The organism is Rahnella sp. RcJ3 (assembly GCF_009498575.1).
Taxonomy (GTDB): domain Bacteria; phylum Pseudomonadota; class Gammaproteobacteria; order Enterobacterales; family Enterobacteriaceae; genus Rahnella; species Rahnella aceris.
The window spans coordinates 441,903-459,096 of the sequence record NZ_QSNX01000002.1 but is presented as its reverse complement, the minus strand read 5'-3'; the positions used below and the strand labels follow the sequence as shown (position 1 = coordinate 459,096).

12 protein-coding genes are annotated in these 17,194 nt (G+C 53.1%); 7 read left to right on the top strand and 5 right to left on the bottom strand.

Annotation, left to right across the window (positions count from 1 at the left end; translation table 11 throughout):
• Window positions 1–24 precede the first annotated feature (24 nt).
• Window positions 25–1,029, bottom strand: a complete 1,005-nt coding sequence (gene yejK / locus DXU84_RS04680) for a nucleoid-associated protein YejK (protein ID WP_013574634.1) — start codon at window positions 1,027–1,029, stop codon at window positions 25–27.
• Between the two features lie 322 nt (window positions 1,030–1,351).
• On the opposite strand from yejK, the gene DXU84_RS04675 reads away from it, so the two are divergent.
• The 6 genes from DXU84_RS04675 to DXU84_RS04650 all read left to right on the top strand — a co-directional run bounded on the left by DXU84_RS04675 (window position 1,352) and on the right by DXU84_RS04650 (window position 7,768).
• Window positions 1,352–1,579 carry a YejL family protein gene (locus DXU84_RS04675; RefSeq protein ID WP_015696497.1) on the top strand — a complete coding sequence of 76 codons (228 nt, stop codon included), beginning with the start codon at window positions 1,352–1,354 and terminating at the stop codon, window positions 1,577–1,579.
• A gap of 24 nt (window positions 1,580–1,603) precedes the next feature.
• Window positions 1,604–3,385, top strand: coding sequence for an LPS biosynthesis-modulating metalloenzyme YejM (yejM, locus tag DXU84_RS04670; protein ID WP_013574632.1), 1,782 nt, complete (start codon window positions 1,604–1,606; stop codon window positions 3,383–3,385).
• A 194-nt stretch (window positions 3,386–3,579) separates the two neighbouring features.
• Window positions 3,580–4,545, top strand: a complete 966-nt coding sequence (locus DXU84_RS04665; RefSeq protein WP_013574631.1) for a glutathione S-transferase family protein — start codon at window positions 3,580–3,582, stop codon at window positions 4,543–4,545.
• A 74-nt stretch (window positions 4,546–4,619) separates the two neighbouring features.
• On the top strand, window positions 4,620–4,862 hold the full coding sequence (locus tag DXU84_RS04660; protein ID WP_013574630.1) for a DinI family protein: 243 nt from the start codon (window positions 4,620–4,622) through the stop codon (window positions 4,860–4,862).
• A gap of 219 nt (window positions 4,863–5,081) precedes the next feature.
• Complete coding sequence (locus DXU84_RS04655) at window positions 5,082–6,854, top strand: penicillin-binding transpeptidase domain-containing protein (protein WP_013574629.1); 1,773 nt, start codon at window positions 5,082–5,084, stop codon at window positions 6,852–6,854.
• Between the two features lie 527 nt (window positions 6,855–7,381).
• Window positions 7,382–7,768 carry a helix-turn-helix domain-containing protein gene (locus DXU84_RS04650; RefSeq protein WP_013574628.1) on the top strand — a complete coding sequence of 129 codons (387 nt, stop codon included), beginning with the start codon at window positions 7,382–7,384 and terminating at the stop codon, window positions 7,766–7,768.
• Between the two features lie 101 nt (window positions 7,769–7,869).
• Here DXU84_RS04650 and ompC read toward each other — a convergent pair whose 3' ends face one another.
• Window positions 7,870–8,997 carry a porin OmpC gene (gene ompC / locus DXU84_RS04645; protein WP_013574627.1) on the bottom strand — a complete coding sequence of 376 codons (1,128 nt, stop codon included), beginning with the start codon at window positions 8,995–8,997 and terminating at the stop codon, window positions 7,870–7,872.
• Window positions 8,998–9,771: 774 nt separating this feature from the next.
• On the opposite strand from ompC, the gene DXU84_RS04640 reads away from it, so the two are divergent.
• Window positions 9,772–11,760 carry a DUF4034 domain-containing protein gene (locus tag DXU84_RS04640; RefSeq protein WP_153374951.1) on the top strand — a complete coding sequence of 663 codons (1,989 nt, stop codon included), beginning with the start codon at window positions 9,772–9,774 and terminating at the stop codon, window positions 11,758–11,760.
• A gap of 638 nt (window positions 11,761–12,398) precedes the next feature.
• Here the strand turns inward: DXU84_RS04640 and DXU84_RS04635 are convergent.
• From DXU84_RS04635 to DXU84_RS04625, 3 genes are read right to left on the bottom strand one after another with little or no spacing between them, the layout of a single operon-like run.
• Window positions 12,399–13,568, bottom strand: coding sequence for an HlyD family efflux transporter periplasmic adaptor subunit (locus tag DXU84_RS04635; RefSeq protein WP_013574625.1), 1,170 nt, complete (start codon window positions 13,566–13,568; stop codon window positions 12,399–12,401).
• A gap of 17 nt (window positions 13,569–13,585) precedes the next feature.
• Window positions 13,586–15,763, bottom strand: coding sequence for a type I secretion system permease/ATPase (locus tag DXU84_RS04630; protein ID WP_153374949.1), 2,178 nt, complete (start codon window positions 15,761–15,763; stop codon window positions 13,586–13,588).
• A gap of 50 nt (window positions 15,764–15,813) precedes the next feature.
• Window positions 15,814–17,190 carry a TolC family outer membrane protein gene (locus DXU84_RS04625; RefSeq protein WP_041673044.1) on the bottom strand — a complete coding sequence of 459 codons (1,377 nt, stop codon included), beginning with the start codon at window positions 17,188–17,190 and terminating at the stop codon, window positions 15,814–15,816.
• Between the last annotated feature and the right edge of the window lie 4 nt (window positions 17,191–17,194).

Here is a 17,194-nt window from a genome sequence, read left to right as displayed (position 1 = left end):
CTGCAGCCTGAAGTATGACGGGTATTATTTATTGCCCGCTTTGCGCTGCAATTGATCCCGCAGATTCGGCGGTGTGCCTTTAATGGTCAGCGTATCGGTCGCCGGATCCCAGAAAATGCGTTCGCCCATCAGCATGGCATCGAAGTTGATGCTCAGACCGCCGCCGCTGCCGGCGAATTTGGTCAGCTGACGCAAGGTGCTGCGGTCGGCCGGGAAGGTTTCTTCCAGCTGATAGCCCTGCTCCTGGGTAAATTCTTTAAATTTCTTGTCATTCCACGGCGGCAGTTCTTCGGACAGATCATCCAGCGCGATCTCCTCGCCCGCCTGCAGTTGCTCGTTGCAGTAGGTATAAACCTGCTGACGGTAATTCTGACGCTCGTTTTTATCGAGCTGCGCTTCGGTACAGAAATCATCAACCGCCTGCAGCAGGCCACGGTTCTGCGCCTTGGTATCCAGACCTTCGGATGCGCCGAGGAAATCCATAAAGAAGTCAGAGACTTTGCGCCCTACCCGGCCTTTCAGGAAGGTGAGGTAACGGGTCGATTCCGGATTGGTTTCCCATTCCGTCAGATCAATACGCGCCACAATATCCGCATGATTGATGTCGAGATAATGAATGCTGCTGACATCCAGCTGTTCATTGACGCGCATACTGCTGCGGCTGTTCAGCACGGCAACCAGTAAATATTCGACTGCCAGGAAGCGGTAATGACAGAAAAGCACCACGCCGCCTTCGGCAAACGGGTATTTCGCCAGTTCGTCACGCAGACGGCCAGTGGCAGCGCGGCTGAATGACAGGAAATCGTCGTCCCCTTTGCGGCAACTGCGTAATGCGACTGCCAGCTCGCTGTCTTCATTGAACAGACCGTACGCTTTGCTTTTTGCACTGTAGACGCGGTGCAGTTCTGCCATCATTTCATCAACGGCAGCATTGGGCGTCAGAAGCGTATCACGCAGCACAACATCCAGCGTTTGCTCATCACGTTTGTTCAACTGGTGCAGAGCGATCTGCTCGAGATCCAGACTCATGGGGATTTTCTCCTGTAAGAATTGCAGCCGTGTAAGAAGGGTTTGTCTGCGGGGCGTATTCAAACACCGAAGCGTCAAAGCCGCAACCGCTCATGCCTTAGAAATAAGAGTTTGATGCGAGAAAAAACCCAAAATAATTCGTGTTGCAGGAAGGCGGCAAACGAAGAAATCCCGATGAGCTTACGCCGGTAAGTGATTCGGGTGACTGAGTGCAGTCAACGCATCTGCAACCCGAAGTGTGAAGGGGTTATAAAAATGCGGAAAACAGAGGCGTGATACGCTAAGATATTGGACTTTGTCGGATCAAGAAGCACAATACTCTATGGCACAATCATCCCGTTACAGTGACGAACACGTTGAACAGCTCCTTTCCGAGCTGGCGACAGTTCTGGAAAAACACCGCGCCCCGACAGACCTGTCTCTGATGGTTCTGGGCAATATGGTGACAAACCTTATTAATACCAGCGTCGCTCCTGCACAGCGCAAAGCCTTGTCGCAGTCCTTTGCGAAAGCGTTGCAAGCGTCGATAAGAGAAGATAAAGCCCATTAATTCACAACTTGCCCAAACCCTCTCATGGTGACAAATCGTCAGCGCTATCGCGAAAAAGTATCCCAGATGATCAGCTGGGGCCACTGGTTCGCCCTGTTTAATATCCTGCTCATTCTTGGGATCGGCAGCCGCTACCTGTTTGTTTCTGACTGGCCTTCTTCATTGCAGGGGCGTATTTACGCGCTGGTCAGCTGGCTTGGGCATTTCAGTTTTATCGGTTTCTCGGCATATTTACTGATCATCTTCCCGCTCACCTTCGTGGTGATGTCACAACGCCTGCTGCGGTTCTTATCCGCTATTCTGGCTACTGCCGGGCTGACCCTGCTCCTGGTCGATACCGAAGTCTTTACCCGTTTCCACCTGCATATTAATCCGGTTGTGTGGGAACTGGTGGTCAATCCCGTTCAGGGCGAGATGGCCCGCGACTGGCAGCTGATGTTTATTGCTGTGCCGGTGATATTCCTGCTCGAAATGCTGTTCGGTACCTGGGCGTGGCAAAAGCTGCGCAGCCTGAACCGCCGTAATTTTGCTAAGCCGATTGTCGTGCTGTTCATTGCCAGTTTCTTTGCTTCGCATCTGATGTACATCTGGGCGGATGCCAACTTCTATCGCCCGATCACCATGCAGCGCGCGAATCTTCCGCTGTCGTATCCGATGACGGCGCGCAAATTCCTTGAAAAACACGGCTTGCTGAATGCCGGTGAATACCAGAAACGGCTGATCGAACAAGGCAACCCTGAAGCGCTGGCAGTGGAATATCCGCTGAATACCCTCAGCTTCGCGAAAACCGGGTCGAAGTATAATTTGCTGATGGTGGTACTCGACGGTGTCCATACCGCCACGCTGGATAAAGACATGCCAGCACTGAGTGATTTTGCCAAACATAACATTCGTTTTGATCAGCATTTCAGTTCCGGAAACCGTAATGACACCGGGCAGTTCGGCCTGTTCTACGGGATTTCGCCAAGCTATATGCAGGGGATTCTGGCGGCGCGTAAACCTTCTGCGCTGGTGACATCGCTGGAGCAACAAGGTTACGAATTTGGTTTATTTGCCTCAGACGGTTTTAACAGCCCGCTGTATCGCCAGGCATTACTGACCGATTTCACCTTGCCGCCGCCAGTCAAACAGACTGACCAGCAAACCGTTTATCAATGGCAACAATGGCTGAATGGCCTTGGCAACGGACCGTGGTTCTCCTACGTGAACCTGAACGGCATCAGCAGTGCATTGCGTCAGGACGGGGCCAGTGTGCCAACCGGTAACACCTTTATTCGTCGCTATCAGAACGGTGCACTGGGCGTGGATGATCAAATCAAGGCCATCCTGCAATCGTTAAAAGACCGCGGAGAGCTGGAGAAAACTGTGGTGGTCATTACCGCCTCACACGGTATTGAATTCAACGAGAATGGCACCTGGGGGTCAGGTAACTCGATGAACCGCCGCCAGTTGCAGGTTCCGCTGATCATTCACTGGCCGGGCACACCGGCGCAGAATATCGATAAGCTGACGGATCATGCCGATGTGATGACCACGCTGATGCAGCGCCTGTTGCACGTCACTACGGCCCCGGCGGATTACTCGCAGGGCGAAGATTTGTTCGCTGCGAAGCGTCGTCATAACTGGGTCACGACCAGCGACGACGGTACGCTGGTGATCACCACCCCGGACCAGACGCTGGAACTGGAAAATAACGGGGATTACCGCGCTTTTGACATTAACGGCAAGCGGATTAAAGATCAGAAACCCGAGCTTGGCTTGCTGCTTCAGGTGCTGACAGATGAAAAACGCTTCCTGGCAAACTGACATTCGCCGTTAGCGCAAAGATGAAAGCCAACCCTGACCGGTTGGCTTTTTTATTGGGGCCACGCCTATTTTTCCCTATCAAATTATTTGACCTTCTTCTTGAAAATAATGTCGTTTATAGCGCAGCCTGAAACCGTTACGGTGGACCCTATATTCTGATAACTTTCTAAAAAAATGAGCGGAGTGCAACCATCGTGGCGGGACTGGTCAACGGAAAATGGGTAAGCGGCGACGTCGCGAAAGAAGAAATAAAAAACGGGGCATTTCATCGTGAGGAAACTGCCTTTCGCCAGACACATCTTGAGCCGGAAGCCGGACGGTATCAGCTTTTCGTCTCTTATTTGTGTCCGTGGGCCTCGCGTACATTAATTTTCCGCCATCTGAAAGGGCTGGAAAAATTCATTCAGGTATCCGTTGCTCAGCCGGTGATTGGTGAAAATGGCTGGACGTTCGACACGCCGCAGGATGCAGGCGAAAAGATTGAGCAGGTGCGTTACATCCATCAGCTCTATACCGCCAGCGATGCACACTATACCGGCAAAGTATCCGTGCCCGTACTGTGGGACCGTCGCGAAGGACGTATCATCAATAATGAATCGGCTGACATTATCCGCATTCTTAACCATACGTTTGATGCACTGACCGGAAATCGGGATAACTTTTATCCTGCTGCCCTGCGCGAAGACATCGACCGCTGGAATGAAGTGATTTATCACGACGTCAACAACGGTGTGTACAAGACAGGCTTTGCGAAGACTCAGGCAAGCTATAACGCCGCCGTGACCCAACTGTTCGGCACGCTCGATACCCTTGAGGCGCATTTAAACACCCACCGGTACATGGCCGGTGAATATATTACCGAAGCCGACTGGCGTCTATTCGTCACTCTGGTGCGTTTCGACAGCGCGTATCACGGTGCCTTCAAATGTAATATTCGCCGTATTGAAGACTATCGAAATCTTTCAAATTATTTGCGTGAACTCTATCAGTGGCCGGGGGTCAGCGACACGGTAAACCTGGCGCATATCAAACAAGGTTACTACGGTATTTTATGGCTGAATCCGACAGGTATCGTTCCGGCAGGTCCGCAGCTTGATCTGCGCCGCCCTCACGATCGTCAGCGTCTCATCGGGCGCGGCGTTATGCAGAGAACAGACTAAAAATCACTTGGACCCGCACAAATAAGACTGTATATTTCAACAGTTATTTCTCCCTGTCTTTTATGAGGAAAGTTATGCGGGTCGAACTGATTTTTGACAAACGGAATGTCTCCGGCATCCCCAATGCCAGTGAAAAGATTGAAGCGGAACTGGTTAAACGGGTACACCGTCTGTTTCCTGACGCGGAAGTAAAAGTAAAACCGATGCAGGCTAACGGGCTGAATACCCACGGTGCCAGCAAGCAGGAACGTTCGCAGTTAAACCAAATGTTAGAGGAAATGTTCGAAGAAGCCGATGAGTGGCTCGCTGTGGAGTAAAAATCCACCTTGCCGTTGCACTTACTTACAAAGAGCAATTGAAATAAACAATCCATCGCTATGGCTTAATATAAGATGTGCGGGTTATACGAAATTCATTATCAATCAGAGCGATGAGTTGCACAGAATGAGGTACAGACCTGGGTGATTTCATCCGGTACATTGTTCCCGCACCTTCGCTTTTCGCTTCACACGCGCCAATGACTTTGCGAAACCGCCATGCCACCGAGCCTAAAAAAATCCAGCGCCCAACCTAATTTCTACACCAAGCGCTTTGCGCTGATTTGTCTCGGTATTGTCTGTTGTCTGGCGCTTCTGCTCGGCCGGGTGGGCTACCTGCAATTGCTCAACCAGCCAATGCTGGAAAAAGAAGCCGACTCCCGCTCGTTGCGTTCCACTGTCATCCCTGCCGGGCGCGGCACTATTGTTGATCGTAACGGCCATCCGCTGGCGCTGAGCGTCGCCTCAAAAGACATTATCGCCGATCCGTTCCGTGTGCTGGAATTGCACAGCGACCTGAACAGTCCGAAGTGGCAATATCTGGCTTCCGCGCTGAATATGCCACTTTCGCAGCTCCAGCAAACCATCACCAGTGATCCTCAACGCCGCTTCGTCTATCTCGGCCGCAAAATAGAAGAAGGCATCGCCGCAGATATCAGCCAGCTGCACCTCGGCGGCATCAGCAGTCAGCTCGATGACAGCCGTTATTACCCGATGAGTGAAGCCGCAGCAAATCTGGTCGGCGTCGTCGGGACAGATAATGAAGGTCTGACAGGCGTTGAAAAAGGCTTTAATGCTCTGCTGCAGGGCAAACCGGGCATGCGCGAATACCGTCAGGATCGCCATGGCAATGTGATCGGCATCCTGAAAGAAGTCGCGCCACAACAGCCGCCCACCATCAACCTGAGTATCGACAGTTTTATGCAGTACGTTTTGTACTCGCGGCTGCGCGATGGCGTTACGCTTAACCAGGCTGAATCCGGTGCTGCTGTTCTGGTGGATGTGAATACCGGTGAGATTTTAGGGATGGCGTCCTATCCGTCCTATAATCCCAATAACTATGCCGGTGTTCAGGCAAAAGACATGCGAAATGTGGCGATCAGCGACAGTTTCGAACCGGGTTCGACGGTCAAACCGCTGGTGGTGATGGCGGGTCTGAACCGCCATATGATCCGTCCGGATTCCGTTCTCGATACCCATCCGTATACCGTTAACGGCCACCTGATCCGCGACGTTGGTCATTGGCCAGCGCTGACCATCACCGGTATCTTGCAAAAATCCAGTGACATTGCGGTGTCGCACATTGCGCTGGCGATGCCTGCCAGTGTACTGGTTCAGCTTTATCAGTCCTTTGGTTTGGGCAAACCGACAGATCTGGGTATCGGTGGCGAAAGCAGTGGTTATTTCCCGCTCCACCGTGACCGCTGGGCTGATATCGAGCGCGCTACCTTCTCCTTTGGCTACGGCCTGCGCGTCACGCCACTGCAAATCGCCCGTGAATACGCCACGATTGGTGCCGAAGGTATTTACCGACCGCTGTCGATAACCAAAGTCACGCCGCCGGTGCTTGGCACCCGTGTGATGTCGGCTGATGTGGTCAGAACCGTGATTCATATGATGGAAAGTGACGCCCTGCCCGGCGGCTCCGGCCTCAGCGCTGCGGTGCCGGGATACCGTCTGGCGATTAAAACCGGTACGGCGGAAAAAATGGGAGCCAGTGGCAAATACGACGGCGGTTACATCAACTACACCGCCGGTGTTGCGCCTGCCAGTAATCCGCGTGTTGCACTGGTGGTGATGGTCAATAATCCGCAAGCGGGCAAGCACTTCGGTGGTTCGGTTGCAGGCCCGATTTTCGGGCAGATTATGGGCGAAATCCTTAACCACATGAACATTGCGCCGGATGCGCTGGTGCCGGAAACGCCACCAACGACGGTGATTAATGGCGGGCAGAAAACCGATCTGGTACGTCGCCCGGCCACAGACGGTTAATCAAACGCGAGCAAAAAGATTAAAAATTTCTGACAGACTGGATCTCGCAGAAATAAGCGGTTAACGTTCGCAGTGTTTGTGGCTAAAGAAATTGCTGGCTGACTCACTGTGGAGGAAGAGCGCAAGCTCTGTAAAAAAAAGAATGAAACGGCTTCTTATCGTATTTTTGATCTTTGTTGCGGTTTGTCTGGGTGTGATTGCACTGAATATGCAGGGCAGCAGCCCCTGGTAACTGAGTTCCGTTCCCTGAAAAGGGATAAAGGGAGACATCATTTTGCCAACCGGTAAGAACTTTGTGGTTTTGATTGTTCTTATTCTCGTCGGGATAGTCGTGGTGGACGATGGCATCGCCCGTTTGATCCACTGGATCCTGTTGCGTTAAAACATGGCCCGCGCGGCTGTCATTACAGTCCTGCCCACCGGGCCATTATTGTCTGCCCACCCTGAACATCTCTGAGCAACAGCTGCCACGCCAACCTGGCGAACTCGTGTATAATAGCGGTATTCAACCTTAATACAGACTGGTTATGGCTCAAGACATTCATATCGCTATCGTCTGCGCACTCAGCAAATGGATTGAAGGCCATCTTGGTCGTGTGATCCATCTTGAAGAACTGGCTGAGTATTCAGGCTATTCGCTCTGGCACATGCAAAAACTGTTCAAAGAATCGACAGGCATTTCTCTGGGGAAGTACATCAGGGAACGCCGTCTGGCGAGTGCTGTTTATCAGCTGAGCAGCAGTGAAACCCCGATTTTTGACATTGCTATGGATTTCGGTTTTGGTTCGCAATCGCATTTCACCTACATGTTCCGCAAGCGTTTCAACATAACGCCACATGAATTCCGCCAGAACCCTGACATCAAACTTGATGTCTCTCCCCCGCTGCATCTCATCCATCAGAAATCTGCCTGAAGCTGTCAGAAATCCACAAAAAACGCGGCCATCAGAGGCCGCGTTCTTTTACTGCTTATTCTTTACTGCTAAGCGCTATTCTGTGTCTGAGAAAGGCACGCTTAGAACTGATACACCAGACCTACCGCCGTCACGTCATCGGTATTGATGCCAGCGTTGTCGGTGAAGGTGCTGCTGTCGATCAGGTTAATTTTATAGTCAACGTAGGCTGACATGTTTTTGTTGAAGTAGTAAGTCGCACCGAGGTCAACAAATTTAACCAGATCCTGATCCTGGTAGTTATTACCCAGACGGTCTGAACCTAAATCTTTACCGCGGGTTTGGTTATAAGCTACGAACGGACGCAGACCGAAATCGAACTGATAACTTGCATAGGCTTCAAATGCCTGGGATTCGTTAGCATAACCGTAAGCTTCTGAATCGGTGGAACCGAAGCGGGAAGCGTTGTAAGCCTGGGTAAACATCGCAGCCAGATAGACGTTATTCGCGTCATATTTCAGACCCCCGGTGTAGCCTTCGGCTTTTTTACCGTCGCCCATGATACCCGGTGCAGAGTTCTGCTCGTCAGTACGGTCAGAGTTGAAGAATGCACCCGCTACGCTGACGCCCGCGCCAATATCGTAGCTCAGCGACATACCGTAACCGTCGCCGTTCTGTGTCAGCACATCACGGGTACCTGGTTCGCCGCCGCCGCTGTCGTTTTTACCCTGATATTGCAGGGCAAAGTGCAGGCCATCGACCAGACCAAAGAAGTTGTCGTTGCGGTAAGTTGCCACGCCGTTGGTACGCTGATAAAGGAACTGGTCAGCACCATAGGTGGAACCATCGAACTCAGGCTGCATGTCGGTCCAGGCGGCAACGTCATACATCACGCCGTTGTTACGACCGTAGTCGAATGAACCCATGTCGCCAAATTTCAGACCTGCAAAACCATAACGGGTAAATGCGCGGTCACCGTCATCAGAGCTTTCAGCCTGATTAGCCTGAACCTGATATTCCCATTGGCCGTAACCCGTCAGTTGATCAGTAATCTGGGTTTCGCCTTTGAAACCAAGGCGGATGTAGCTCTGATCGCCATCAGAACCTTTGTCGTTAGAGAAGTAGTGCAAGCCATCCACTAAACCGTACAGGTCCAGTTTATTACCATCTTTATTATAAACTTCTGCCGCACTTGCTGATCCCGCCACCACTAAAGCAGGGATCATGAGTGAAAGAACACGGATTTTCATTTTTTTGTCCTCGATAGGTGTCGGACCGTGCCACTAAATGTAAAGTACAGTTTTTTTTACCGCTTTAAATCTGCATAACGTTTTTTGTATCTGTATAAATGTTGGCCCGACATGGCAGTTCCATTCTCATGATATAGATTCTTTTAATCCAGAAAGAAAATGATACGAAATTAGTGAAGACATTACGTATATATTAGAATATGTAACAATATATTAATTTTGCGTAAATTTACGTCTGTTTATTTTTGTTAAAATAAAGCACGCAAAGCTAATTTAATAAAAAAATGATATATATCAATCAATTAATCAAACACGTTACCGCACTAAGTGATAAATCATACATTCAGCAATAATATATACTCTCTCTCGCTATCATCATTATTTGTTATTCAATTACCCTCATTCCCCGTTTTGTGGAAACAACAGCCGGCCCTTTGTGGCCGGTTTTTTTTGATTTACAAAGATATAATATCACTCTGTGATATTCATCATTGATTATATCGCGCCCGTTGACTGTATTTCTCCATAATTACTTCACATTATCTCCATCTTTTGAATTTCGATTTTCTTAATATTCGATATCTAATCCATTAAATTAATAAGGTATTTTCGGAAAATTATTAATCGATATTGTGGAGAGGCTTTGTTGGTAAGCGACACTTCAGATCCGTTACTATAGCCAAAGTCAGACCAATCCCGCTGATCACCGCCGGGAAGACCGATAAACTGCGGTGCCACGCAACAGCTTCTTTATTCAACCGTTCAGGGAACCTCATGCCACAACAGGATCAGCTCGACAACATATCCAAAGCCAGAATGCTTCTGGCAACCCGCCGTTTTCTAAAACTCGACGAGTGGCTGTTGTCACTGATGCGTGGCTGGCAGAATCAGGGCGAAGGCCAAAGCGATTACGGCCTGCTGATGCATCCGGCCACTCTGTTTACCGGTACGGAATCGCCTGCACTTAATCCGCTGGAAGTTCTCAGTGACTGGGCGCAGCAATGCCCGCAGAGCTACCACGCTCACGTATTGCTGGGCATGGTCTGGCATGAAAATGCCTGGTTGATCCGCCAGTCTCAGGGCGAAAATGAAATTGAAGATCACCAGTGGCTCGGTGCCCAGTTGTGTTGCGATTACGCCGTGCTGGCGTTTTTACGCGCCATCGAATTACACCCGCGCCCGACTCATGCGTTCCGCCACCTGATGAATCTCAGCGGGGGTTTCGGTGAGCCTTACTGGCTGAAATCTCTTTTCGCTGGCGAAATCCCCAAGCCCCTGCATGAGAAGTTTTCGATTCAGGACAGTGAAATCTGGCAAGCCGGGGTGGCGCATATCCACGCCCTCGGGTTCGAACCTGCCACACACTGGCCGCAAATGTTACCTGCCGCGTTACAGCAAACCCGAAAAACCGGTGAAGAAGCGCTGGATTACTGGCTGCGCATGGCGATGTCCGTGCGTCACGCCGACGTCGGCACGATGGAATCCTACCTGTTATTCCATTCCGCGTTCTGGGGCGGCAGCGACGAGCAACAGATGCTGATTATCGACAGCCCGCTGTGTGCGGAATTCAGCGATGAAGAACGTAACCAGTTTCGTGCGAACGCGCTGTGCGATGCGCTATCCGGCGATATTGCAGAACGGGAATCACCGCGGGCGCAGGAACTCCAGCAGCGTTTGGCGACTTTACTGGCTCAGCTCCTCACGCCTGAAACCCGCATCCGCCTGCTGGATCTCGCCGGGATTTGTACTGCGTACTGGCAGGATGATGATCAGGCCGGCCTGACCGTTTATGACGCATTGTTCGCCGTTTCACCGCAGGCGATGCCGGGCCATTCTGCCCGCATGTTTATTTCCCGCGCCGTGCTGGCAAACGGTCATGAAGAAGGTTTGCCGGTACTCACTCAGTTACTGACCCGCGGCCTGAGCCAGGCCAATGATCCGGTGCTGGTCGCGTTTGCCGCGACGGCGCTGCAATTCGGATTGTACGGACTGCCAGCCCGGCCAGAGTTAAGTGAAGGGCTGATGGAACACGCGTGGTCGCTTATCCAGCAATCGGGGGATGAACAACCGGTCAGCGATCTGGTCACGCTGGCGCATGATATGGCAATCAATGACGACATCGATGCCGCTCATTTTCTGATGACCGGCATGGCGCGACACGGCAGTGCCATTCACTGCTATGAGCTGTATTTCTTCTACCGCAACGGCTGGCATCATGATTTGCCTGAGCATTATCACAATGACAGTAATGCGATGGATTGTGTGCTCAGCGCCGCCCGCTCTGGCATGGTTCCGGCTATGTTTACCTGCGCTAACGCGCTGCGCGACGGGCTGAGCGGCGAACCGGATTATGAACAGGCGATGCAGTGGTATCAGCGTGCGATAGACGCCGGGCACCTGTCCGCCGCCTACTATCGCGCCAGTTGCGCACTGGATAATGGCTCAGATGCCGAGAAACGTCAGGCAGCAGAAGTCTGGCTGCCGGAAATTCTGCATAACGCCGCACACCCGGATCGCGCCGAAGCCGCTTATACCCTTGGCATGGCCTGGCTGACCGGTACCGGTGTGAAGAAAAACCGTTATATCGCGGATAAATTTATGGAATTCGTGCTCGAGCTGAACCCGGAATCCGAGGCGGCGAAGCAGGTTCACGATGAACTCAGCGGCTCGCTGCGGGCGAGGATGAATTTGTGGCAGGACAAGCGCAAGACTGAGATTGAAGATCCTATCGCCGGGTTTAGATTGCAGGAGCCGCTGCAATAGCGGCTTGCCCCCCTTTTATAAAGGTGCAAATTTTGGATTTTCACTGGCCGTGAAGGCTTAATCGGGAATATTTCGGTTTCTCAATAACTGTTATCGCAGAGCCTTTCGCGCCGAAACCGACCAAGAGGGAAAAGTGCTTTTTCCCTCTTGGATCTCCCTTCGCTTTTCAACAAGCGCTATCGCGTGCTGGCTATGTTTCAGTTGCCGCAGAGACAGGCTGGAAATCTTGCCGCTGCGCGGTGCCTTCACTCGGTCTTCGAGCCACAGGTCTCGAAGCCGCTCCGTTCAGCAAGATTTCTGAATCGCCCGCACGATCTTAAATTCAACGACAGAATGTTTTATCTTTCCTCCTCCCCCTGCGAAGGGGGAGGTTGGGAGGGGGTTTTACGGGCTAACACTTAGTCAAAGCTTACTTTAACTCTCTGATTTTTCTTTAATACCCCACCCCAACCCTCCCCTTCGCAGGGGAGGGAGCTTTATGGCTATCACTGCGGCAGCTGAAACATAGTCAGCGAGCAGAGCGCGCAGTTAAAATACCGCCGGAGTCCAGAGGGCGCGCGCTTACGCGTCCTCTGGGCCAGTTTGGGCGGCGAGCCCAAGTTGTTGACTTTAAAGCCGCATCAGCAGCGCCCTCCTGCTTACCTCTCCCTCAGGGATTCTTTCACCTTATTCAACGGTTTAATCAGATAATCCAGCACGCTTTTCTGACCGGTTTTGATATCCACATTCGCCACCATCCCCGGCACGATCGGGAACTGGCGCCCGGCTTTGTTGGTCAGGAAAGCTTTATCGGTGCGGACATACACACGGTAATAATACTGGTCGCGCTTCACTTCATCCTGCAACGTATCCGGTGAGACACCTTCAACTTTACCGTCCAGATCGCCATAGATTGATGAATCATATGCAGAGATTTTTACCGTGGCAGGCAGTCCGGGGCGGATATAGGCGATGTCGCGCGGGTTAATGCGGGTTTCGATCAGCAGCTGATCTTCAATCGGCACGATTTCCATCAGCTTGCCACCCGGTTGCAGAACACCGCCGACAGTGGAAACCTGAATGTCTTTAACAATGCCGTGAACCGGCGAATACAGCTCAGAGCGCGTCACCTGATCTTCTTTACCGGCCAACACCTGCAATTCAGCGTCCAGATCGGCGTTATTTTTCACCTGCTCCTCACGCGCACGTACCGCGTACTGGTTAGTGGCATCGTCGATTTTTCCGCGCAGTTCGCTGGCCTGACGTTTGAGGCGAATGACTTCAACCTGCCCCGCCGCGCCTTTGGCCACCAGGGGTTGCGTCATGTTGATTTCATCGTTCACCAGTCTGAGCGACTGTTGCAGGTTAGTCACCGTTTCATCACGGTTCTGCTTACGTGATAAATATAACTGGCGTTCACGCGCCACCAGTTCCGGCGATTTCATGGTTTCGGGGCTGAATTTCAGCGGTGCGCCGGTCAGTTCGGCGCTCAGACGTTCAGAAGAAGCACGTAATGTCCGCACACGGGAGGCGGCCTCGCCATAGTTTGACTGAGAACGTGTCGGGTCAAGCTGCGCCAGAAGCTGGCCGCGATTCACCACTGATCCTTCCTGCACCATCAGTTTTAAAATTACGCCACCATCGAGCGAGTCAATTTGCTGTGCTTTGCTCGATGGCGTCACTTTGCCGGTACCGACCGTTACCTCGTCCAGCACAGCAAAACGTGCCCAGACAAAAAACACCAGCAAACTGGCCAGCGTGCCCCAGATAATCCACGAGACTTTGCGGCTTTCGGCTTCCAGTTCATCATGCAATGTCAGATGTGCCATGCGGTGTCCTTAGCAGCTCAGGCTGCGCCTTGTTTTTTATCGTCCATGACCGCCGCTGCCGGAGCGGGCGTGGTGCTGGCTACTTTGGCGAGGATCTGATCCCGCGGTCCGTCAGCCACCACGCGCCCGTTATCCATCACGACGATCCTGTCCACCAGCCTGAGCAACGCCGGACGGTGCGTCACCACAATCAGCGTCCGCCCCACCAGCCAGCCATGTAACTGACGGATGACGTATTCTTCCAGTTGTTCATCCATCGACGCGGTCGGTTCGTCCATCAGCACCACCTGCGGGCTACGCAGGATCATGCGGCTCAGCATCACCATCTGCCGCTGACCGCCGGACAACCCGCGCCCGCCTTCGTTAATGATTTTATCCAGGCTCGACGCGTCGGCCTGCACCATCGACAACGCGCCACTGATACGTAACGCCTGCAGCATTTCCTGGTCAGTCGCGTGCGGATAACCCAGCATCAGGTTCTGACGCAAGGTGCCGAAAAACAGCCGCGAATCCTGCGACAGATAACCGAGCTGGCGGCGGATATCCGCCGGTTCAACTTTAGTCATGTCGACGCCGTCGATGAGAATTTTCCCCTGCGACGGACTGGCCTGCCCCGCCAGCAGTTTGAGCAATGTGGATTTACCCGCACCGACTTTCCCGAGGATTGCCACGCGTTCGCCCGGCTTGATCTCCAGTTGCCCGATACCGAGCACATTCGGCGCATTTTCTTTGTCGTAGGTGTATTGCAGATTACGCACATTGAAATGGCCGCTGAGCGTCGGGCAATGTGACAACTGTGCATCCGCTGGCCGGTCAACAGGTTTTTTCAGCAGTTCATCCAGCCCGCGCATGGCGCTTTTCGCATGCTGCCAGCGGGAAAACACCATCGTCAGTTGCATCAGCGGTGCGATGGTACGCGATGACAACATGCTGCTGGCGACCAGCGTACCGGTGGTGATGTCGCCGCTGAGCACCAGATACACGCCGAAAACCAGCATGCCGCCGTAAGTCAGTTGCTGCACGGTGGAGGCCCAGCCTGTCAGGCGCGCGCCCCACACGCGTTGCTTCATGCCGACCGCCGCGCTCACTTCGTGCGTCTGTTCCCACTGACGCTGGAAATAGGCTTCCGCCTGCAAGGCTTTGATGTCTTCGATGCCTTCGATGGTTTCCACCAGCACGGCGTTGCGCAGTGCGCTTTCGCGCATACCTTCTTTCGCCAGTTTGGCCATCGGCCACTGGATCAGAATGCCGGGAATGACAATCAGCGGGATCGCCAGCAGCGGGATAATCACCAGCGGGCCGCCGATGAAAAACATGATGCCAAGGAACAGCAACACGAAAGGCATATCCGCCGCCGCGCTGATGGTGGTCGAGGTCAGCAGTTCGCGCACCTGATCGATTTCACGCAACTGAGAGATAAAGGAACCGGTGGATTTCGGCCGGTCGTCGTTTTTGATATTCATCGCCCGCACGAAAAACAGCGAGGAGACTTTCAGATCGACTTTCTTGCCCATCAGATCCGACACCAGCGTACGCATCAGGCGGATGACATATTCCATCCCCGCCGCCAGCACCACGCCGAAAAACAGCACCCACAAGGTCGGGTAAGATTGCGCCGGAATAACGCGGTCATACACCTGCATTGAGAACAAAATTCCCGCCAGCGCCAGCACGTTACCGAGAATAGAGGCCAGCGAGATTTCCGCGATTTTGCGCCCGGAACCCCGGAAGTTATCCCAGAACCAGTGTTTTTTATGCGGCTGAACGAACGGGTCGATACGCTGATCGCGCCCGCGCGGTGCCACGCCAACCAGAAAGACCGGGCCGGTGCTTTGCTCAAGCAACACCACCAGTTCAGCCGAACGCACTAAGTTGCCGCCGTCGCTCAGCCAGTAGTCCACCATGCCGTCGTCGTGCAGATTTTCCAGTACCGCAATGCCACCCTGTTGCAGCGTAATGACGGCAGGTAACACTTCCTGACGCCAGCGCACCTGATTCCAGCTGACCATACCCACCTGAAGCCCCATCAGACCGCTGAGCCGGTCGAGCTGACGCCGCAACGGCTGATGTTCGAACCAGCGCATTTGCTGGCGAAGATAAAGCGGATCTGCTGGTTTACCGAATGTTTCGGCCACGCGCCCCATGGCGCTTATCCAGACGTCGATCGACAAAGGTGTTGTTGCTTCATTACTCATTTCAACCTCGATATCGAATGCTTCTGGTTTATTCCCGTCCTGTCCGCGCCTTACAGCATCGGGATGGTGTCACCTGTTTGTTTGTGTCTGTCGATGCCTAACATATCGACCAGATTGTCCACGGCGGCGGCATAGCGCACCGTCGCATCCCAGCCGTCATACAGCGCGCCAATGCGCGACGTATCGGCCTGAAAAACGTCCTGCTCAACGCTGAGCAAATCGTTCAGGCTGCGCTTGCTGAGTTTGTATTCATCCTGATAAACGCTGCGGGTATGCGTCGCGCTGCCGAACTGTTCCTCACCCGCCAGTTGCCGCTGCTGACCGCCGATCATATCGGCATAAGCTGCCGACGCTTTCTGGTTGATGTCCAGCTTGGCTTTTTCGACTTCGGCCTGTGCCGCCTGCCGCTGGCCTTCTGCCGCGCGGACTTTGGCGCTCACCGCCCCGCCCTGATACACCGGCGCATCCACCGCCAGCTGTACCTGATCGTCCCAGTAAGAACCGCCACCGCCGCTGTTTTCATAGCGCGTACGTCCTGCCTGCACTTTCAGGGTCGGCCAGTGCTGAGCTTCGGTCTGATTGACTTCTTCAATCGCCGCCTGCTGTTTAGCCTGCGCGGCACGCACCAGCGTGCTGTTTTCGTAAGGGATTTTGTCGAGGGTCACTTTCTGGTCCAGCAGGCTTTGCGGCAGATCCGGCAAATTATCGGACACCACGCCGGTCAGCACCGTCAGTTGTGCCTGCGCAGAACGTTGCTGCGCGCGGTATTGCTCAACGGTGGCTCTCATTCCGGCGATACGCGTTTCTGCCTGCAACACGTCAGACTGTGAACTCAGTCCGGCGTCTGCCCGCAGTCTGGCGGTGTCCCGCACACGTTCGAGAGAAGCGATATTGTCGCGCGCCGCCAGGCTCAGCGCCTGATAGCGTTTGACCGAGAGATAGGCCTGCAGGGTACTGAGCGCCACATCAGTCATTGTGCTGTAAAGCGAATAACGATAGGCATCAGACAGGTATTCCTGCTGACTGATGCTGCCGCCGGTACGACCAAAGTCATACAGCAGCTGGCTGAGCTGGACGCCCGCCGATGCGTTATTACTCAGGCTACCTGCCGAGTCAGTCTGATGTGATTTTCCGGCAGTTCCCTGTAAGGAAATCTGCGGATACCAGGCGCTTTTTGCCTCATCAAGGTTGCCTTTGCCGACGCGAATTTGCGCCGCTGCTTCTGAAATTTGCGGATTACGCGCAAATGCCCGCAGGATGGCATCCTGCAACGTCAGGCTGGCACGCATCTCCTCGGTCGGCGCAGCCTGCCAGTTAAATTCCGGCTGTTTAACCGCCGCCGTCACCCCCGTATTCCCTGTTAAACCGGTCAGGCACAAGGTGCCCAACATCACGGTCAGTGACCGCATCACTCTCTTATTTTTCATTACC

Excerpts from the sequence above, each read along its gene's own strand:
- yejK (WP_013574634.1), bottom strand. The coding sequence starts at position 1,029 with ATGAGTCTGGATCTCGAGCAGATCGCTCTGCACCAGTTGAACAAACGT.
- DXU84_RS04675 (WP_015696497.1), top strand. The coding sequence starts at position 1,352 with ATGGCACAATCATCCCGTTACAGTGACGAACACGTTGAACAGCTCCTT.
- yejM (WP_013574632.1), top strand. The coding sequence starts at position 1,604 with ATGGTGACAAATCGTCAGCGCTATCGCGAAAAAGTATCCCAGATGATC.
- DXU84_RS04660 (WP_013574630.1), top strand. The coding sequence starts at position 4,620 with ATGCGGGTCGAACTGATTTTTGACAAACGGAATGTCTCCGGCATCCCC.
- DXU84_RS04655 (WP_013574629.1), top strand. The coding sequence starts at position 5,082 with ATGCCACCGAGCCTAAAAAAATCCAGCGCCCAACCTAATTTCTACACC.
- DXU84_RS04650 (WP_013574628.1), top strand. The coding sequence starts at position 7,382 with ATGGCTCAAGACATTCATATCGCTATCGTCTGCGCACTCAGCAAATGG.
- ompC (WP_013574627.1), bottom strand. The coding sequence starts at position 8,997 with ATGAAAATCCGTGTTCTTTCACTCATGATCCCTGCTTTAGTGGTGGCG.
- DXU84_RS04640 (WP_153374951.1), top strand. The coding sequence starts at position 9,772 with ATGCCACAACAGGATCAGCTCGACAACATATCCAAAGCCAGAATGCTT.
- DXU84_RS04635 (WP_013574625.1), bottom strand. The coding sequence starts at position 13,568 with ATGGCACATCTGACATTGCATGATGAACTGGAAGCCGAAAGCCGCAAA.
- DXU84_RS04630 (WP_153374949.1), bottom strand. The coding sequence starts at position 15,763 with ATGAGTAATGAAGCAACAACACCTTTGTCGATCGACGTCTGGATAAGC.
- DXU84_RS04625 (WP_041673044.1), bottom strand. The coding sequence starts at position 17,190 with ATGAAAAATAAGAGAGTGATGCGGTCACTGACCGTGATGTTGGGCACC.